Origin of the sequence: Microcoleus sp. S13_C3, from assembly GCF_036700905.1 — a bacterium.
Classification (GTDB): domain Bacteria; phylum Cyanobacteriota; class Cyanobacteriia; order Cyanobacteriales; family Microcoleaceae; genus Microcoleus.
Window position 1 is genome coordinate 18,616 of the sequence record NZ_JAUBPT010000091.1, and the last position, 14,572, is coordinate 33,187.

The 14,572-nt window shown below is 46.4% G+C and carries 12 protein-coding genes and 1 CRISPR repeat array; of the genes, 3 read left to right on the top strand and 9 right to left on the bottom strand.

Annotation, left to right across the window (positions count from 1 at the left end; all coding sequences use genetic code 11):
* Positions 1 to 414 precede the first annotated feature (414 nt).
* The 9 genes from aroF to QUA16_RS22850 all read right to left on the bottom strand — a co-directional run bounded on the left by aroF (position 415) and on the right by QUA16_RS22850 (position 11,123).
* Positions 415 to 1,476: a 3-deoxy-7-phosphoheptulonate synthase gene (aroF, locus tag QUA16_RS22810; RefSeq protein WP_333106040.1), complete on the bottom strand. Its 1,062-nt coding sequence runs from the start codon at positions 1,474 to 1,476 to the stop codon at positions 415 to 417.
* A gap of 350 nt (positions 1,477 to 1,826) precedes the next feature.
* The gene (locus tag QUA16_RS22815; RefSeq protein ID WP_333106041.1) at positions 1,827 to 2,300 is read right to left on the bottom strand and encodes a PAM68 family protein; all 474 of its coding nucleotides are present in this window, start codon (positions 2,298 to 2,300) and stop codon (positions 1,827 to 1,829) included.
* A gap of 95 nt (positions 2,301 to 2,395) precedes the next feature.
* Positions 2,396 to 2,665, bottom strand: a complete 270-nt coding sequence (rpsO, locus tag QUA16_RS22820; RefSeq protein WP_190661928.1) for a 30S ribosomal protein S15 — start codon at positions 2,663 to 2,665, stop codon at positions 2,396 to 2,398.
* Between the two features lie 280 nt (positions 2,666 to 2,945).
* Positions 2,946 to 3,155: a hypothetical protein gene (locus QUA16_RS22825; protein WP_333106042.1), complete on the bottom strand. Its 210-nt coding sequence runs from the start codon at positions 3,153 to 3,155 to the stop codon at positions 2,946 to 2,948.
* A 66-nt stretch (positions 3,156 to 3,221) separates the two neighbouring features.
* Positions 3,222 to 3,365, bottom strand: a complete 144-nt coding sequence (locus tag QUA16_RS22830; RefSeq protein ID WP_333181345.1) for a hypothetical protein — start codon at positions 3,363 to 3,365, stop codon at positions 3,222 to 3,224.
* A gap of 109 nt (positions 3,366 to 3,474) precedes the next feature.
* A CRISPR array of direct repeats spans positions 3,475 to 6,459; the repeat unit is 36 nt; unit sequence GTTTCAATCCCCTTGCGGGGAAAAGTGAATTGCGGC.
* Between the two features lie 368 nt (positions 6,460 to 6,827).
* On the bottom strand, positions 6,828 to 7,013 hold the full coding sequence (locus QUA16_RS22835) for a CRISPR-associated endonuclease Cas2 (protein ID WP_333106043.1): 186 nt from the start codon (positions 7,011 to 7,013) through the stop codon (positions 6,828 to 6,830).
* A 16-nt stretch (positions 7,014 to 7,029) separates the two neighbouring features.
* On the bottom strand, positions 7,030 to 7,653 hold the full coding sequence (ruvA, locus tag QUA16_RS22840; RefSeq protein WP_190742029.1) for a Holliday junction branch migration protein RuvA: 624 nt from the start codon (positions 7,651 to 7,653) through the stop codon (positions 7,030 to 7,032).
* 346 nt (positions 7,654 to 7,999) lie between these two features.
* Positions 8,000 to 8,248, bottom strand: a complete 249-nt coding sequence (locus QUA16_RS22845) for a type II toxin-antitoxin system RelN family antitoxin (RefSeq protein WP_333058254.1) — start codon at positions 8,246 to 8,248, stop codon at positions 8,000 to 8,002.
* A gap of 238 nt (positions 8,249 to 8,486) precedes the next feature.
* Positions 8,487 to 11,123, bottom strand: a complete 2,637-nt coding sequence (locus tag QUA16_RS22850; RefSeq protein WP_333106044.1) for an AAA-like domain-containing protein — start codon at positions 11,121 to 11,123, stop codon at positions 8,487 to 8,489.
* Between the two features lie 969 nt (positions 11,124 to 12,092).
* Here QUA16_RS22850 and QUA16_RS22855 point away from each other — a divergent pair.
* The 3 genes from QUA16_RS22855 to QUA16_RS22865 all read left to right on the top strand — a co-directional run bounded on the left by QUA16_RS22855 (position 12,093) and on the right by QUA16_RS22865 (position 14,229).
* A complete protein-coding gene (locus tag QUA16_RS22855; protein WP_333106045.1) occupies positions 12,093 to 12,305 on the top strand; it encodes a hypothetical protein in 213 nt (70 codons plus the stop codon).
* A gap of 279 nt (positions 12,306 to 12,584) precedes the next feature.
* A complete protein-coding gene (locus tag QUA16_RS22860) occupies positions 12,585 to 13,157 on the top strand; it encodes a hypothetical protein (protein ID WP_333106046.1) in 573 nt (190 codons plus the stop codon).
* 355 nt (positions 13,158 to 13,512) lie between these two features.
* Entirely contained in the window at positions 13,513 to 14,229 is a 717-nt protein-coding gene (locus QUA16_RS22865; protein WP_333106047.1) for a GUN4 N-terminal ARM-like repeat domain-containing protein, read from the top strand.
* Positions 14,230 to 14,572: the final 343 nt, after the last annotated feature.

A 14,572-nucleotide genomic window follows, 5' to 3' on the forward strand; every position in this document is an offset into this window, starting at 1 on the left:
AACTCCTATCCTGTCCGATCGCTCACCCATAATACATTGGCCGGGGCGGGTTTGTGAGATTGTCCGTTTTTGGCAAATATTATTGGTGAACCCGCCCCTACAGGAATCAGGGTAATCGACCAGACATGATATCAAATATCAATTATACAAAATTTCCCAACATTCCTAGAAGTACGATCGCCCCTGGGCCTCTATTCCAAAAACACAATAACAAAATCCCCGACTTCTTTAAGAAGTCGGGGATTTAACCCAATACGGTTCCGTTAAAAATATTTATTCCTCGGATATCCCCCTAAATCCCCCTGAAGAAGGGGAGTAGGGGTTGACTTTGAGAACATTCTTGTCCCCCCCTTTTTAAGGGGGGTTAGGGGGGATCCGGGTTAACCCAAGCGTATTGACTGATTACCGCGATTTCTATGCCAAAACTGGCACGGGCTGCGGCCAACGTCCCATGACTTTACCAATCACCGCCAATTCTTCCATCAACTTGTCGAACTGATCCGGTGTTAAAGATTGCGGCCCGTCAGACAAAGCTTTTTTCGGATTCGGGTGCACTTCAATCATCAGCGAATCAGTACCAGAGGCGATCGAAGCAAACGCCATTGAAGGTACAAACTGCGCCCAACCGGTGCCGTGACTCGGGTCAACCATAATCGGTAAGTGAGTCAGAGTCCGCAATACTGGTACTGCCGACAAATCGAGGGTATTGCGTGTATATTGCCTGTCATACCCGCGAATTCCGCGCTCGCACAAAATCACGTTCGGATTGCCAGAAGCCATGATATACTCGGCAGCCATCAACCATTCTTCAATGGTGGCGGAGATGCCGCGCTTCAGCAAAACGGGTTTGTCTTGAGCTCCGACTTTCTTCAACAGTGAGAAATTCTGCATATTTCTCGCCCCGACTTGAACCACGTCGGCTACTTCCACGATCGCACTTAAGTCGGCCGCATCCATAACTTCGGTGATAATTCCCAAACCGCTAGCTTCCCGGGCCGCAGCTAGCAATCCCAAAGCACTCTCGCCGTGGCCTTGGAAAGCATAGGGGGAAGTTCTCGGTTTGTACGCGCCACCACGGAGAAAATGAGCTCCAGCAGCTTTGACGCGCATTGCCGTTTCGACAATCATTTCTTCGTTTTCGACCGAGCAAGGGCCTGCTACGATCGCGATCGGGTGATGCAGGCCAATCATCACAGGCCCTAAAGGAGTAGCAACTTCTACTGTGCTGGCTTCTCCTTGGCGGTACTCCAGAGAAGCGCGTTTGTAGGGTTTTTCCACGCGCAGCACTTCTTCAATCCAGGTGCTCATTTCGCGCAGTTGCATAGGTTCGAGCTCAACGGTGTCGCCCACCAAACCCATGACGGTTTTGTAACGGCCGACGATTTTTTCTGGTATCAAACCCCAGCTAGTGCGGAGCTCTTCGTCGATGCGATCGATCTCGGCTTCTGGAGTGCCGGCTTTCATTACTATAATCATTTTTTTTTGCCTTTTTAGTTGGGCTAGAAACGGATTATGACACGGATGGAAGGGGAAAAATAGATGCAATGGCGATCGAATGATATCAGGACACGGCAGTAGCCATTGGTGTCAACTTAAGCTTTTAGTCCGCCAAGTTCTCTCGCTTACCCGCCAAGTCCGCCAGGGGTTAAAACCCCTGTCTCAAAGCTAAAGTCCTCTGAAGAGGACTGAGGAGTTTAAAATTTTTTTTTCTCAGTCCTCTTTAGAGGACTTTCGCTTTGAGACAGGGAATTCATTCCCTGTCGGACTATCGGACTATCGGTTTAATGTTAAGTTGTCACTAATAACTAATAACTAATAACTAATGACTAACTTTTTGGTTTGGCGGCGCGCCACGCTTCTCGCATCCGTCCAAAATTGGTATTAAATTCTTCCCACCCCAGAGTGCTTCCTGAAATTTCTTCATCCCAGGAAGCCGAGAGGACTCCGTAGCTTAATCCCAGAACGCCTAGACCAAAACAGCCCATGCTTACCAGCAATACTGCTGTGTTGGGCAGATCAAACAAGCCTTTGCTGACTACCAAATAGCTGACAAAAAATGTGGAAATTCCCAGGATGGTCGGTATGCCACAGAATACCGCTATGCGAGATATCATGCGTTGGCTGACTACTTCTGGGATGGATTGCGACTGTTTTCCGGTTTTGTTAGCTTTCGGCTGCTTGTCGGCAGAATCCGACTCTAAGGCTAGGCTTGCTTGGGGTTCTGGGGGCTTTTTAGGCGTTTTTTTACGATTTGTTGCCGGTTCAAAGGGCAAGCGCTTGCGGGGTGGTTCGGAGGACATATTTTATCTCTAACCTGAAATCTCGAACATTTTTCAATAAGTCTTGGTGTTTGTCCAAGATTAAAGAATATTGTCGCAAATTTTGGCTTTGGTGTTTAGCCGCGAATGCCTAGACGGGCAATCAATGCTTTGTAGCGATCGACATTTTCCCTTTGGATGTATGCCAGCAGGCGCTTGCGGCGGCTGATCATCATCATCAAACCGCGCCGGGATGCGAAGTCTTTTTGGTTGATTTTCAGGTGGGCGCTGAGTTTTGTGATGCGATCGGTCAGCATCGCGACTTGGACATCTGCTGAACCGGTATCGGTTTCATGGGTTTGGAAGTCGCCCATGATTTCTTGTTTGCGCTGTTGTGTAAGAGCCATGAATTGATTTTAGTTTTTTTTGTACGATTGTCACAATCTGCAATTGTACCACAGGGAATGGAGAAGGTTGCAGCGTGCGGGATGAAATTTTTGCTGCAAGTGTTCGCAGGGCAAGTTTCAATCTCCTTGCGGGGAAAAGTGAATTGCGACGCCTCTGATTACCCGTGGCGCTAGGATTCGGATGGCAAGTGTAAATACGGTGTAGTAATAGCGATCGCATTCTCCTGCGGAAAGGGCGATTCCCTACGGGATAGTCTCCCACACGCGGACTGCACGATCGCTAGTCGAGCTTGGGCTTGCAATCGGCAAAGGATAGAGCCTCTTCATCCAGATAGCCGGAGATTGCCATTTCAATTACTGCCCAGACGGGATAGTTCATTGTTTTGGCTCGCATGGACAGTCCGGTACGAATGTGTGCGGGTAATCCTTCCAGAAAGATTTGCGCTAATTCAGGGGAGAGATGTCCGGTGATAGCAGGCTGGGTTTGCATAGAGTTAGTCCCTCGCTGGAATTCTCACGTTATAGGGTGGGTTAATAGCGTGGATGATTAGGCTTTCTAACTCTGATGATAGCTGCGTAGATCCCAGCGCTCATCGGAAGGAGAGCGAAATTCTTTAGAAAGGGCTATGCAATCCTGAAAGGGAATGAATGCAAGGCTATCCACAATGGCTTGAGCTTCTTGCTGGATGGATTCAGGCATAGCAGTGGAAAAATTGGCAGTTTTTCTATCCTACAGGGCGATCGGCCTCCGGCACGCTACGCAAAAGCGTTTTCTTTTTATGGTAGGTGAAGTCTTTTGCAGGTTTTAAGTTTCAATCCCCTTGCGGGGAAAAGTGAATTGGGACGTGACTTTTTTGAGCGTGTTCCTAAGTTGACCGTTGTTTTAATCCCCTTGCGGGGAAAAGTGAATTGCGACACTTGTTGAAAGCTATCAGCGACGTAGAAAGCTACGATACGTTTCAATCCCCTTGCGGGGAAAAGTGAATTGCGGCGGAACAGTGACCTCGATAATGCGATCGGCTCAATTATTGAGTTTCAATCCCCTTGCGGGGAAAAGTGAATTGCGGCAGGAGGATTTAAAATGGATAACACGCGATCCGAATACGTTTCAATCCCCTTGCGGGGAAAAGTGAATTGCGGCTCAAGATGAAAAAGTAGCTGATTTTATCTTCACTGTGAAGTTTCAATCCCCTTGCGGGGAAAAGTGAATTGCGGCCTTTCTGTGCTATAATCCACAAAATTATACTTTGAGTTTCAATCCCCTTGCGGGGAAAAGTGAATTGCGGCTTGAAATTTTCTAGGCTTACGAAATCTTTAGTAATTCAATTGTTTCAATCCCCTTGCGGGGAAAAGTGAATTGCGGCATAAAGACGATGCGTTTAATAAATTACGCGATACGCTGTTTCAATCCCCTTGCGGGGAAAAGTGAATTGCGGCGGAGCAGCGTCATAACCACTAGCAGCCATAAGATTTAGTTTCAATCCCCTTGCGGGGAAAAGTGAATTGCGGCAAAACGAAGGATGTTATTCAGAGGTTGACACTAAACAAGTTTCAATCCCCTTGCGGGGAAAAGTGAATTGCGGCTTTGAATATGAAGATTTTGGAATTAGAGATAAAAGTTTCAATCCCCTTGCGGGGAAAAGTGAATTGCGGCATGAAAGCTATAATTGTCCATGAAGATAAATAGTTTCAATCCCCTTGCGGGGAAAAGTGAATTGCGGCACGGGCGTAGAGCCGACGTTTGTTGGAGGCAGGAATATTCTGTTTTTGTTTCAATCCCCTTGCGGGGAAAAGTGAATTGCGGCTCAAAAGGGGCATTAATTGGTTTCTTTGCTTTTGATGGTTTCAATCCCCTTGCGGGGAAAAGTGAATTGCGGCGCAAAACTACAATATTGTTTCTGCTCGTGTTCAGAATCATGTTTCAATCCCCTTGCGGGGAAAAGTGAATTGCGGCACAATTACTCTTGGGAACAGATGGAAGAGTTAATGTTTCAATCCCCTTGCGGGGAAAAGTGAATTGCGGCAATTTAAAGGCAATGTTTGAAGGGTACTTTCTTTTTTCTGGTTTCAATCCCCTTGCGGGGAAAAGTGAATTGCGGCACCTTGGAGTATGGGAAGAACAGAAAAATTTGCACACTTTCAATCCCCTTGCGGGGAAAAGTGAATTGCGGCTTATAGAGATGATATAACCTTGTTTTTTTGTAACAAGCGTTTCAATCCCCTTGCGGGGAAAAGTGAATTGCGGCCTGGCAAATGTCCAAACGATAATTCTTGGATAGAGTTTCAATCCCCTTGCGGGGAAAAGTGAATTGCGGCATTTGATATTAGTAATAATGAAAATGAACAACTTAGATCAGTTTCAATCCCCTTGCGGGGAAAAGTGAATTGCGGCAAATGGGCAAGGCTCAGACGAAGATACGTAAGTAATTTTTGTTTCAATCCCCTTGCGGGGAAAAGTGAATTGCGGCTATCAGTGCTGCCAAGAAGTTTGCTCGAATCATGACTCGAGTTTCAATCCCCTTGCGGGGAAAAGTGAATTGCGGCGCTTTTGGCGACGCAGGAAGAATTGGAACTTGGGATGATAGTTTCAATCCCCTTGCGGGGAAAAGTGAATTGCGGCCCGCCATTTTTGCCCATCTACAGGCGATCGGGATTGACTAACAGTTTCAATCCCCTTGCGGGGAAAAGTGAATTGCGGCTTTCTCTCTAATCAAACTGTCCCCTTAATTTTAGTTTTGTTTCAATCCCCTTGCGGGGAAAAGTGAATTGCGGCGTAATAAAATCAATGAAGCAGAGATGGTATCATTTATGTTTCAATCCCCTTGCGGGGAAAAGTGAATTGCGGCTAATAATACTACTCTACCAGTTAAAGGATATTGTTTCAATCCCCTTGCGGGGAAAAGTGAATTGCGGCGTAGACTAGCGTATCAATGTTCACGCAATATCGCTGACGATGTTTCAATCCCCTTGCGGGGAAAAGTGAATTGCGGCATAAAACCCGTCAAGTTGCATTATATAGTTTAAAACAAGTTTCAATCCCCTTGCGGGGAAAAGTGAATTGCGGCAACGGGTCTGGAGTTTCAAAAATCCAGATTTCAGGAAAGTTTCAATCCCCTTGCGGGGAAAAGTGAATTGCGGCTTACACGAAACACTACTAATCCATGCCCAGCAATTTAGTTTCAATCCCCTTGCGGGGAAAAGTGAATTGCGGCTTATCTGAGATAGTCTGGAAAGATGTAATAAATACGTTTCAATCCCCTTGCGGGGAAAAGTGAATTGCGGCCTAACTTAAAAATTTCTGCGTTGTTTACCATCATCAATAAAGTTTCAATCCCCTTGCGGGGAAAAGTGAATTGCGGCTAGCTAGTCAAACTACCTTTGCTAAAGTAGAAGCAACCGGAAAGTTTCAATCCCCTTGCGGGGAAAAGTGAATTGCGGCGAGAATATGACTACTGAGCAATACGAAGCCTATGCAGTTTCAATCCCCTTGCGGGGAAAAGTGAATTGCGGCTTGGTGATTACATCAAATACAGAATTAACAATAATTGTTTCAATCCCCTTGCGGGGAAAAGTGAATTGCGGCGAAAGAGAAGTCATGGTAATTGATTTTGATCGTTTCAATCCCCTTGCGGGGAAAAGTGAATTGCGGCAAATAATTTTGCTTTATCTCATCCTCAAAAATTGTTAAGTTTCAATCCCCTTGCGGGGAAAAGTGAATTGCGGCCCAACCCAAAAATCCGAAGATTTAAAGACCAAATGTTTCAATCCCCTTGCGGGGAAAAGTGAATTGCGGCCCCTCGTTGTGAAAACCTTGCCCAGTAAAGGCTCCAGAAGCCGTTTGCGACCGCCTCTGATGCTGAGCTCACTTAGAGCCGAAAATTGGCTGCCGAAAATCGCTGAAACCCTTACTGCACAATAGAACGGCCGCCTATACGAGAGAATCTGTGTTTCAGCCATTTAGCTAGGCGGTCGGATAGCTAAATGATTGAACTGCTAAAACACTACTTTAATCTATTTAATTTTCTAGGTACTGGTGCTGTTGATTCGGGTAGTAATTAACACGACAAGTAAACTTGGGCTTCTGTGGATTTACAACCATAATCTAGCAATGGAGACATAGTAACGTAGATTTCCCTGGCTGTCAAGTGTCAAAAAAAATACTTTAAACAATGACGGAAGTTGGCGGTTGAGTCACCGGCGGGCCAGAACCCCAAGTTTCTACCTGCCCGATCGCCCGCGTTGACAAGGCATAAAAACGGATGTTATCTTCATCCAAATTGACCCGTCCCCGCAGGCGAGTGCGGAACTCCTCAAACTGACGCTGAGACAGGGCACACTCAAAAACCATAGTATTAAGCAGAAAACTATCGGCTCAAATAGGCGATCGCCTCACGTATCCAATCATCCGCATCACCTTTGGCGGACAAAGTGCTGTCTTGACTGAGGGTTTGCAGCGCTTGCAATACTTCAGCCGCAGTGTATCCCATCGCCAGCAGGATCATCTCGACTTCTTCTTGAATAGCTGGGGGGACTCCGGCAGCGACTGAAGTTGTCAAACCTGCTTGCTGTCGCCATTCCGAGAGTTTGCTTTTGAGTTCCAGGGCGAGACGTTCTGCCGTTTTTGTGCCCACGCCTGGGGTTTTGGCGAGGATGCGGGTGTTACCGCCGACGATCGCCTGGACTAAATCTTGCAATCCTAAAGTATCGAGAAGTGCGATCGCCAGTTGAGCACCCACACCGCTGACACTCGTCAACTGCCGAAACAAATCGCGTTCTGCCGCGCTGCCAAAACCGTACAATACGATTTGGTCTTCCTTAACTTGCTGGTGGGTAAATATTTGGGCGACTTCGCCGGATGCTGGCAATTGACCGGTCACGCGGGGCAAAATTTGGATTTCATAGCCGATTTGATTGACTTCCAGAGTCAATATGACGCGGTTGCTGCCTTTGGCGATATCGGCTACTGTGCCTTTGAGATAGCTAATCATAGAATTAATAATACACTGCTATTCGTTTTCGTCAAACTCGGCGATGATGTTGCGGATTTCGTTGAGGCTGATATCTGTTCGATCTGACATCTTGCACCATTCTCAATTAGCCTTTTAGGAACAGGCTTTCCGGCCTGTTCCACAAGAAAATCTACTTTTTGTGGAACGGGCCGGAGAGCCCGTTCTTGAGGATGGTGCAAGATGTGAGTTCGATCGGATTTTGAGTAAATGGTTAACAAAAGTACGATCGACGGCTATTGAACTTGATTGAGCGTGCGATCCTGTAAAATCTAAAATCTAAAATCTAAAATCTAAAATCTAAAATCTAAAATCTAAAATCTAAAATCTAAAATCGATCGATGCCCTCCCACATTTGAGAAAGAGGTATTCGCTGTCGGGTTTTAGCTTCCTGGAATGCCCTTTTGAGACTAGCTTTTACTTCTGCAACTGGAGTATCGTCGGGGTCGTCTTCAGCTTCATCTGTAGGTTCGGGAAGAAGAACGATGATTCGCACGCGGCCGGGAGTTTCTGCGGTTAAAGGTCGATCGAGCAATAATTGACCGAAAGCATCCAGGATACAAGCCCCCGGATTCATTCCGAAAGCAGACTCAGGACCGGTGAAATAAACAACCTGTATCCGATGAAACTTGCCCCCCGAATTTATCCGTGGGGTCAATGCTAAAATCTAAAATCTAAAATCTAAAATCTAAAATCGATTGACCTTTTTCGTCGATCGTTCCTGTGACTTCAAAGGCTTTCATTTGTTTCTCCTGGATTTTTTTCAATTAATACTATTATATAACCCTGTTCGAGTTAGAGCGATTTTGTTATTCTCAAGTCAAAATAAGCTGCTGTTTAACCAAAGACAAATCCGTCTTGCCAAAATTCACCACCAAAGCCACATTGAAATTTTCCAAGGATTTGACAAACCACATAATTTCATTAGAAGCTTTACCTTCATAGTGATTAAACAAAATAGAAAATCGCTTTTCCAACTCAGGTTTAACTTTTGCCGAAAGCAGAACGAGTTTCAGCAGTAAACCCATTGTCCTGCTGGCGCCGAGGTTGTACACCAAGTCGTAAAAAACGTAGTGGCTGGGATGTTGGGAATTTTCCACTACTAAGAAGTTGAACAACTGGTGGCAAGTCCGAACTAACAATATATTATTGAATTTCACCGAGTCATTTTCTGGCAATGTATTTTTGATGTGCTTGTACAAGCGGTCATTAAATTGACGCCCGCCGTATTCTGGTTCTACCGACGATATTAAATATTCATATAAATCCATTTTAAATGAGCCGTAAGATGGAGTTTGTCTGGAATCTCTCAGGAAAAATTGAGCCGCTTCTTTGTAGCTGCGATCGCCTGCTACTTTTCCCGCAAATTCCCTGACCGCTAAGTGCAGTTCTGCATCGTTCAAAAGTGTGGGATTAGCCGCCCGCTGCACAATTCCTATTTCTGTATTTCTCGGCTCAACCATATAATTCAAATATTTAGACAAATGTGTTTCAAATTGTCGCTGTCTTTGAAATGCCAGTTTTTGGATGGTTTGTTGGTCTTCCTCAATGCTGTCCTTGCTCAGTAGAGAATAGCCGTACAAATAAGGATACCGACATATCAATTCGCCCAAAGGAGAATCTGTATCTTGTTTCTGCTGTTCCGCCTCTCTATCTAAGGCTTTTACTAAGCGCTCTATAGTCTGGAATTCGTCACTTTTAGTAAATAATTTTATTTGTTCTTGCAAGCGCTTGACTATGTAAAATTCCATCCCGAATCGGGGAGAAGTCTGCTTAAATAAAGCTACCAACTTGGCAATCGCGAATTGGTTTTGGGAATGCAATTGCCAGCGGTTGATCGGGATGTAGCAGCAGCGGTGGAGGAGATATTTAAAGTGCTGATCCGATCGCTTGATGGAGACTATACTGTACAAACTTGCTTCAATCTCTCGATCGGGATAGCCCATGCCGTCGATAAATAGCTTTCGGAACCGCTCGATCACCTGTGCCGGGGATTCTGTTTCCACGCAGGAGACGATGTGATCGTACAATCTCTGTTCGTTGCTGCCAGTTGGAACACTGTCTGATGGCGGGGTGAGGATGCTGCTGTCTGCTTCTGTGTCTACGCTGCTGTCTGCAACTTCTGCGACAACGACTGTCGGTTTTTCCCCAAAAGTTCGATCGGGATTCAAGAACCAATAGTGTTCTTGGCTTAATTTTTTGTCGGCTGCCCACTCCAAAGCTGACTGCAAACTTTCCCCTGTCAGTAACAGCGATTCATCTTCGCGGTCTGAAGCCAGCCATGCTGCTAGGGCGGATCGGTAGGGAGCCAATTTTCCCAGCTCTTTTTCTACCCAAAATTGATTAAAAACTGACTGATAAATTAGGTTGGAAACTATTAATTTACCGTGAGATTTAACAACCAGTCCTGACAGTTGCAATTCGATTTTTTCGGGAGAGTAATCTGCTGGTACTCCCTGCGATTCCCCGGATTTTGTTGGCGTGGGCGGTTGCAAAGCTTGCTGGTACAGCGTTAACAGCCGCGTGAGGTCGCAGTGGTTATGGAAAATGCGCTCGCGTATTGCAGTCAAATGTTGGGGTTCGTCTTCTTCTTCCCAATTTTTAATAATTCTGTGTTTGACCAGTTTTTCAACCTGCTGAGCTTCGGAATTTCTGCCAATAAAAGGCCCGTATTCAAGTACCAATTGGCAAAGTTTTTGAGTTATAAACGGTTGGCCACCCGTCCAAGCTAATATTTCTTGGAGCACTTTTTGGGGGCGAAAAGCTTTTAGGGCTAATCCTTTTGCTAGCGGCAAACTTTCGTGCAGTTGGAATCGACTTAAATGAATCTGCCGTCCAATATTAAAAGGGTTGCATCTTGGATCTCGGATCAATTCTGAGGGGGCTGCTACTCCCATAACAGCAAAAGTCAGGCGATCGTATTCCGGTTGCTCTGCCCGCTTGGAGTAACAAGCCCGGATCAAAGCAAAAAAATCGCTGGTACTGAAATTTAGGCTGCTGATGCTGTCTATGTCATGTATGAAAATTACCAGATTTTGCTGAAGTGACTTGAGCAAAACTTTTTCGATAAATATCTCCAATCGCTGCACCGGGGATAGCAGTTCGCGATCGTTCCACCACTTGATGGCATCAAACCTGTTTGTGATGTGTAAACTGCTTGCCATGCGGTACATGATTCCGCCATACCACTTTTGGGGGGAGATATCTGGGCTGCTGATGCTTCTCAGGTTGATGGCGGCAAAAACTGTACCTTCGGCTTCCAACCTTTTGGCCGTTTGCACTAGCAGGCTGGACTTTCCCATTTGCGGCGCACTCAACACGTAACAGAAGTCTCCGGCTTTGAGTCCTTCGTAGAGCTCGCTGTCTGCCGCTCGCCTAACATAGCTGGGCGCACCGGCAGGCAAATATCCTCCGACTTGATAGTGGTACGTTGAGTTGACGGATGCTGTCATCTGGGAATTCATCAAGATTTTACGCCCCTATGCTGTGCGATCGAAAGGTTACAAATGGGAATTATTGCCAGCTTACTATGGTGGAAAATTTTTGTTCCTGTTTCTCTATTGTCTACTAGCTCGCGTTTCTCTTTCTCAATCTTTACCGTATCTTTGCAAGCGTTCGCCCCAAATCCTGCGATCGGCCCAATTGTAGCCCGCCCCTTGATTTTTTACACTCGTTCACATAATTAGATGAATTTTCACTCGATCGGATTGAAAACGCTAAAAGGCCCTTTTTTTTCACATTTTTTTACAATAATACTTTAAAATTCACCCGGTGGTATGATGTGGGCAGGGAAACTCATAACCACAGCCCCGTCAACCTTCTGCCTTCAGATCCGCCTGCCGGATGCCGGAGAAAAAGGCGCTCGCAATGGCTGCCAATAAAAAACCCCAGCGTTTGGCTGAGGACTGCTTGAGTGGGAGATATCGTTAATCTGCGTTTTTTTAGTTGACTTAGATTGCATGGAATTCCATGCTGCTGACTTTCCCCGGGCTTTCGCGTTCGGGGATTCCTAAGAACAAACTTTTCAGGATGCATCCACAAAAAGTTTAATTCTTAAAGGCTTTGTCAGTACCAGGCTAACCACTCACTCAACTATAAAAGTTAAGTCGGTGGCTAATTGTAGAAGATGCGCCCTGATGGCTTAACTACCCGATGGATTAGCACCCTGATGGCATAACTCCCTGATGGATCGACGCCCTGATGGCTTTCGCTCCACTACCCAAAAGATTCGGGTTGGTGGATGATCGTGGACATTAGTAACACGTCACTTCCGGCGTTTCCGATCGCAAGCGGGTGTGCCTGTCTGAATTGATTATGGCAGGCAGATTTATCAGAAGACAAGTGGGCTATTGCATCAACCCATTTCTGATATATCGGGTTAGCCAAAAAGTGCCAATCTACGCAAATCAGGGTCATCGAACATGAAAAACAGCATCTTAGTATTAGCGGTAATTGCCTCGGCTGGCTTCGGCTTTTTCCAGGCAGGCAGCGCCAGCGCTTCGGCGCTAGGTCCACAACCTTCATCAGCCAGGAGTTTGACGGCTTGGGAGAGTCGTCCCGACTTTAACTACACTGGAACGAATGAGGATGGGGAGCAAGAAGAGGTAAAAACCGGTAGTAAAGTCAGGAAATAATTGGCGCTCTTGTGTGGTTCCCCCGGAGTGCGGTTGTGGTTGTGGTTTTAGTTGTGGTGGTGTTTGTTGTCGCAACGGCCTCTAATCGAGGCGGTTAAAACTAGATCCCAATATCAGTCTACCTAATCCCGGAGGGGGTCAGTTTCAGAGAACGGTGAATGGGAAAATAAACAGGTAAGGCGAGTCTGTCGGTGGAGTTTCCCCGCCTATCAACTTCCTTACCTTCTGATGTTCGGGATTTGGATCTGGCACAATCGTATTTCATCTCGTAAAAACCCAATGGAAAATACTCTCGAAACTACCCGCAGACAGCGGGTATTGACAAGAACCCAGGAACGGCGTCAGGCAACACCCAAAGAAAAACAGTTGATTCACCTGCTAGCCAATATGGCTTGCAGTTTGATTAAATACGACTACAAACACGCAGCGGGGAAGGGTACTCTTCCGCCTTCGGAAAGCAAGCGTTTAGCGGAATGGCACTACCTGCGAGTTCAGCAAATTCGCCGGATCGAACGCTCATTGGAGCCCGTAGCGACCCTTAAGCGCGTGTACTACAAGAGCATCCTCAGTCCGAGAGATCTGAAGTCTTTGAAACTTCTGTGGCTGGAGGAGGACAAAAACCGCGTCAAACGGGTCGATCCTGAGTTGGACGACATCCTCAGCGAAGCTTTGGATCGGGGAGATACTTTAAAACAGCTATTTCACTCGATCGAAGTCAAAGAACGCACCTTTTCTGCAACTCCTAGCCCCGGCGCCGTGCCACTGTGGGTCAAAGAGTGGGAAGAGTCGGAATATGACATAAACTTTTTTCCGCCTTCCTTCCCTGCATGGGTTTCGATTGTGGACGACTAGGTTCAGGAAAAACTCTTTGATATCATGTCCGATCGAATGACGGCGATTAAAAGGGCGGGTTTTTGAGATTGTCAATTATTGGCAGATATTTTTCGTGAACCCGCCCCTACCGTATTAGGGGTAATCGACCGGACATAATATGACATGGCATCAAGCGTAAAATTCAGATGGTAGACTTATTTGCTATTGCTGCCATTGGCGAAGAGGGTGGGGGCGTGAGGCTAAACCAGGCGGCGTTGCGCGCAGGCATCCGGGTACAGAGAAGTGAATCGGAGTCAGTACCATTGTACAATGGGGGAAAACCAGGGCTTCAGCTAATAGCTGATAGCTGATAGCTGATAGCTGATAGTTTCTCATGACTGACTCGATTTCTACTTCTCCTCTAGACTCGGCGGCCGATACAGCCGAACTCCGCTCTCAGTTGAGGTCTGGTTCGGAAAAAGCTCAACTGCAACTGCTACAACAACAAATAGCAGATTCCGGTTGGGATGTATTGATGGAATTTTTATTAGAGCGCAAGTCAGAGGCACCGACTGCGGTAATGGGTAAGGCTTACCAAATTCTTTACAGTGCTAATTCTCCGAGAGCGACGGAGTTTTTGCAAGCGAATTTTCCAACTGGGGTTGTGCCGCTGCGATCGGACTCTAACATTGATTACACTCCGCTGCAACAATTATTGGCGTTACAGGAATTTCAAGAAGCCGATCGCTTAACTTTAGACAAGCTTTGTGAATTAGCTGGTGATACAGCTTCTGTGAGAAAGTGGCTGTATTTTACCCAAGTTGAGAGTTTGCCCGTAACGGATTTGCAAACAATTAATACGCTGTGGAAAGTTCATTCCGAAGGCAAATTTGGCTTTTCGGTGCAGCGGGAAATTTGGCTGAGTTCGGGCAAGAATTGGGATAAATTGTGGCCGCTAATTGGCTGGAAGAAGGGGAATAATTGGACGCGCTACCCGCAAGAGTTTATCTGGGATTTGAGCGCGCCGAGAGGGCATTTGCCGCTGTCGAATCAGTTGCGGGGAGTGCAGCCTTTTGCAGCTTTGATGGCTCATCCTGCCTGGTTGAAGTGAATGGTTTTGGGGCTTTTGGAGAATGCGGGGCGGGCTCGATGTTCGGCCCGACATTTGTTGGTGAGGGGATGTTGGATCTGACGGTGACAACCCAGTCACAACATAGATAGGGCTTGCTGAATAAGTTAGGAAAAATCACGCTCTCCCTCTTTTGTCACTCTCCGGATTAAAGAAGTAAGAAATAAGCCAGATCAACCACAAGAATAAAAGGGTTGGAATTGATTCATTGGGTTGTGTGGAACTTACGGTGATATAGCCTTTCTCATAAAGATGAGGTACTCATGGGCATAGGGCATAGGGCATAGGGCATAGGGCATAGGGCATAGGGCATAGGGCATAGGGC

Bases quoted from the DNA above. Each gene is read 5' to 3' on its own strand.
- rpsO (WP_190661928.1), bottom strand. From the start codon at position 2,665: ATGGCTCTTACACAACAGCGCAAACAAGAAATCATGGGCGACTTCCAA.
- aroF (WP_333106040.1), bottom strand. From the start codon at position 1,476: ATGATTATAGTAATGAAAGCCGGCACTCCAGAAGCCGAGATCGATCGC.
- ruvA (WP_190742029.1), bottom strand. From the start codon at position 7,653: ATGATTAGCTATCTCAAAGGCACAGTAGCCGATATCGCCAAAGGCAGC.
- QUA16_RS22845 (WP_333058254.1), bottom strand. From the start codon at position 8,248: ATGAATCCGGGGGCTTGTATCCTGGATGCTTTCGGTCAATTATTGCTC.
- QUA16_RS22825 (WP_333106042.1), bottom strand. From the start codon at position 3,155: ATGCAAACCCAGCCTGCTATCACCGGACATCTCTCCCCTGAATTAGCG.
- QUA16_RS22830 (WP_333181345.1), bottom strand. From the start codon at position 3,365: ATGCCTGAATCCATCCAGCAAGAAGCTCAAGCCATTGTGGATAGCCTT.
- QUA16_RS22850 (WP_333106044.1), bottom strand. From the start codon at position 11,123: ATGACAGCATCCGTCAACTCAACGTACCACTATCAAGTCGGAGGATAT.
- QUA16_RS22865 (WP_333106047.1), top strand. From the start codon at position 13,513: ATGACTGACTCGATTTCTACTTCTCCTCTAGACTCGGCGGCCGATACA.
- QUA16_RS22815 (WP_333106041.1), bottom strand. From the start codon at position 2,300: ATGTCCTCCGAACCACCCCGCAAGCGCTTGCCCTTTGAACCGGCAACA.
- QUA16_RS22860 (WP_333106046.1), top strand. From the start codon at position 12,585: ATGGAAAATACTCTCGAAACTACCCGCAGACAGCGGGTATTGACAAGA.
- QUA16_RS22835 (WP_333106043.1), bottom strand. From the start codon at position 7,013: ATGGTTTTTGAGTGTGCCCTGTCTCAGCGTCAGTTTGAGGAGTTCCGC.
- QUA16_RS22855 (WP_333106045.1), top strand. From the start codon at position 12,093: ATGAAAAACAGCATCTTAGTATTAGCGGTAATTGCCTCGGCTGGCTTC.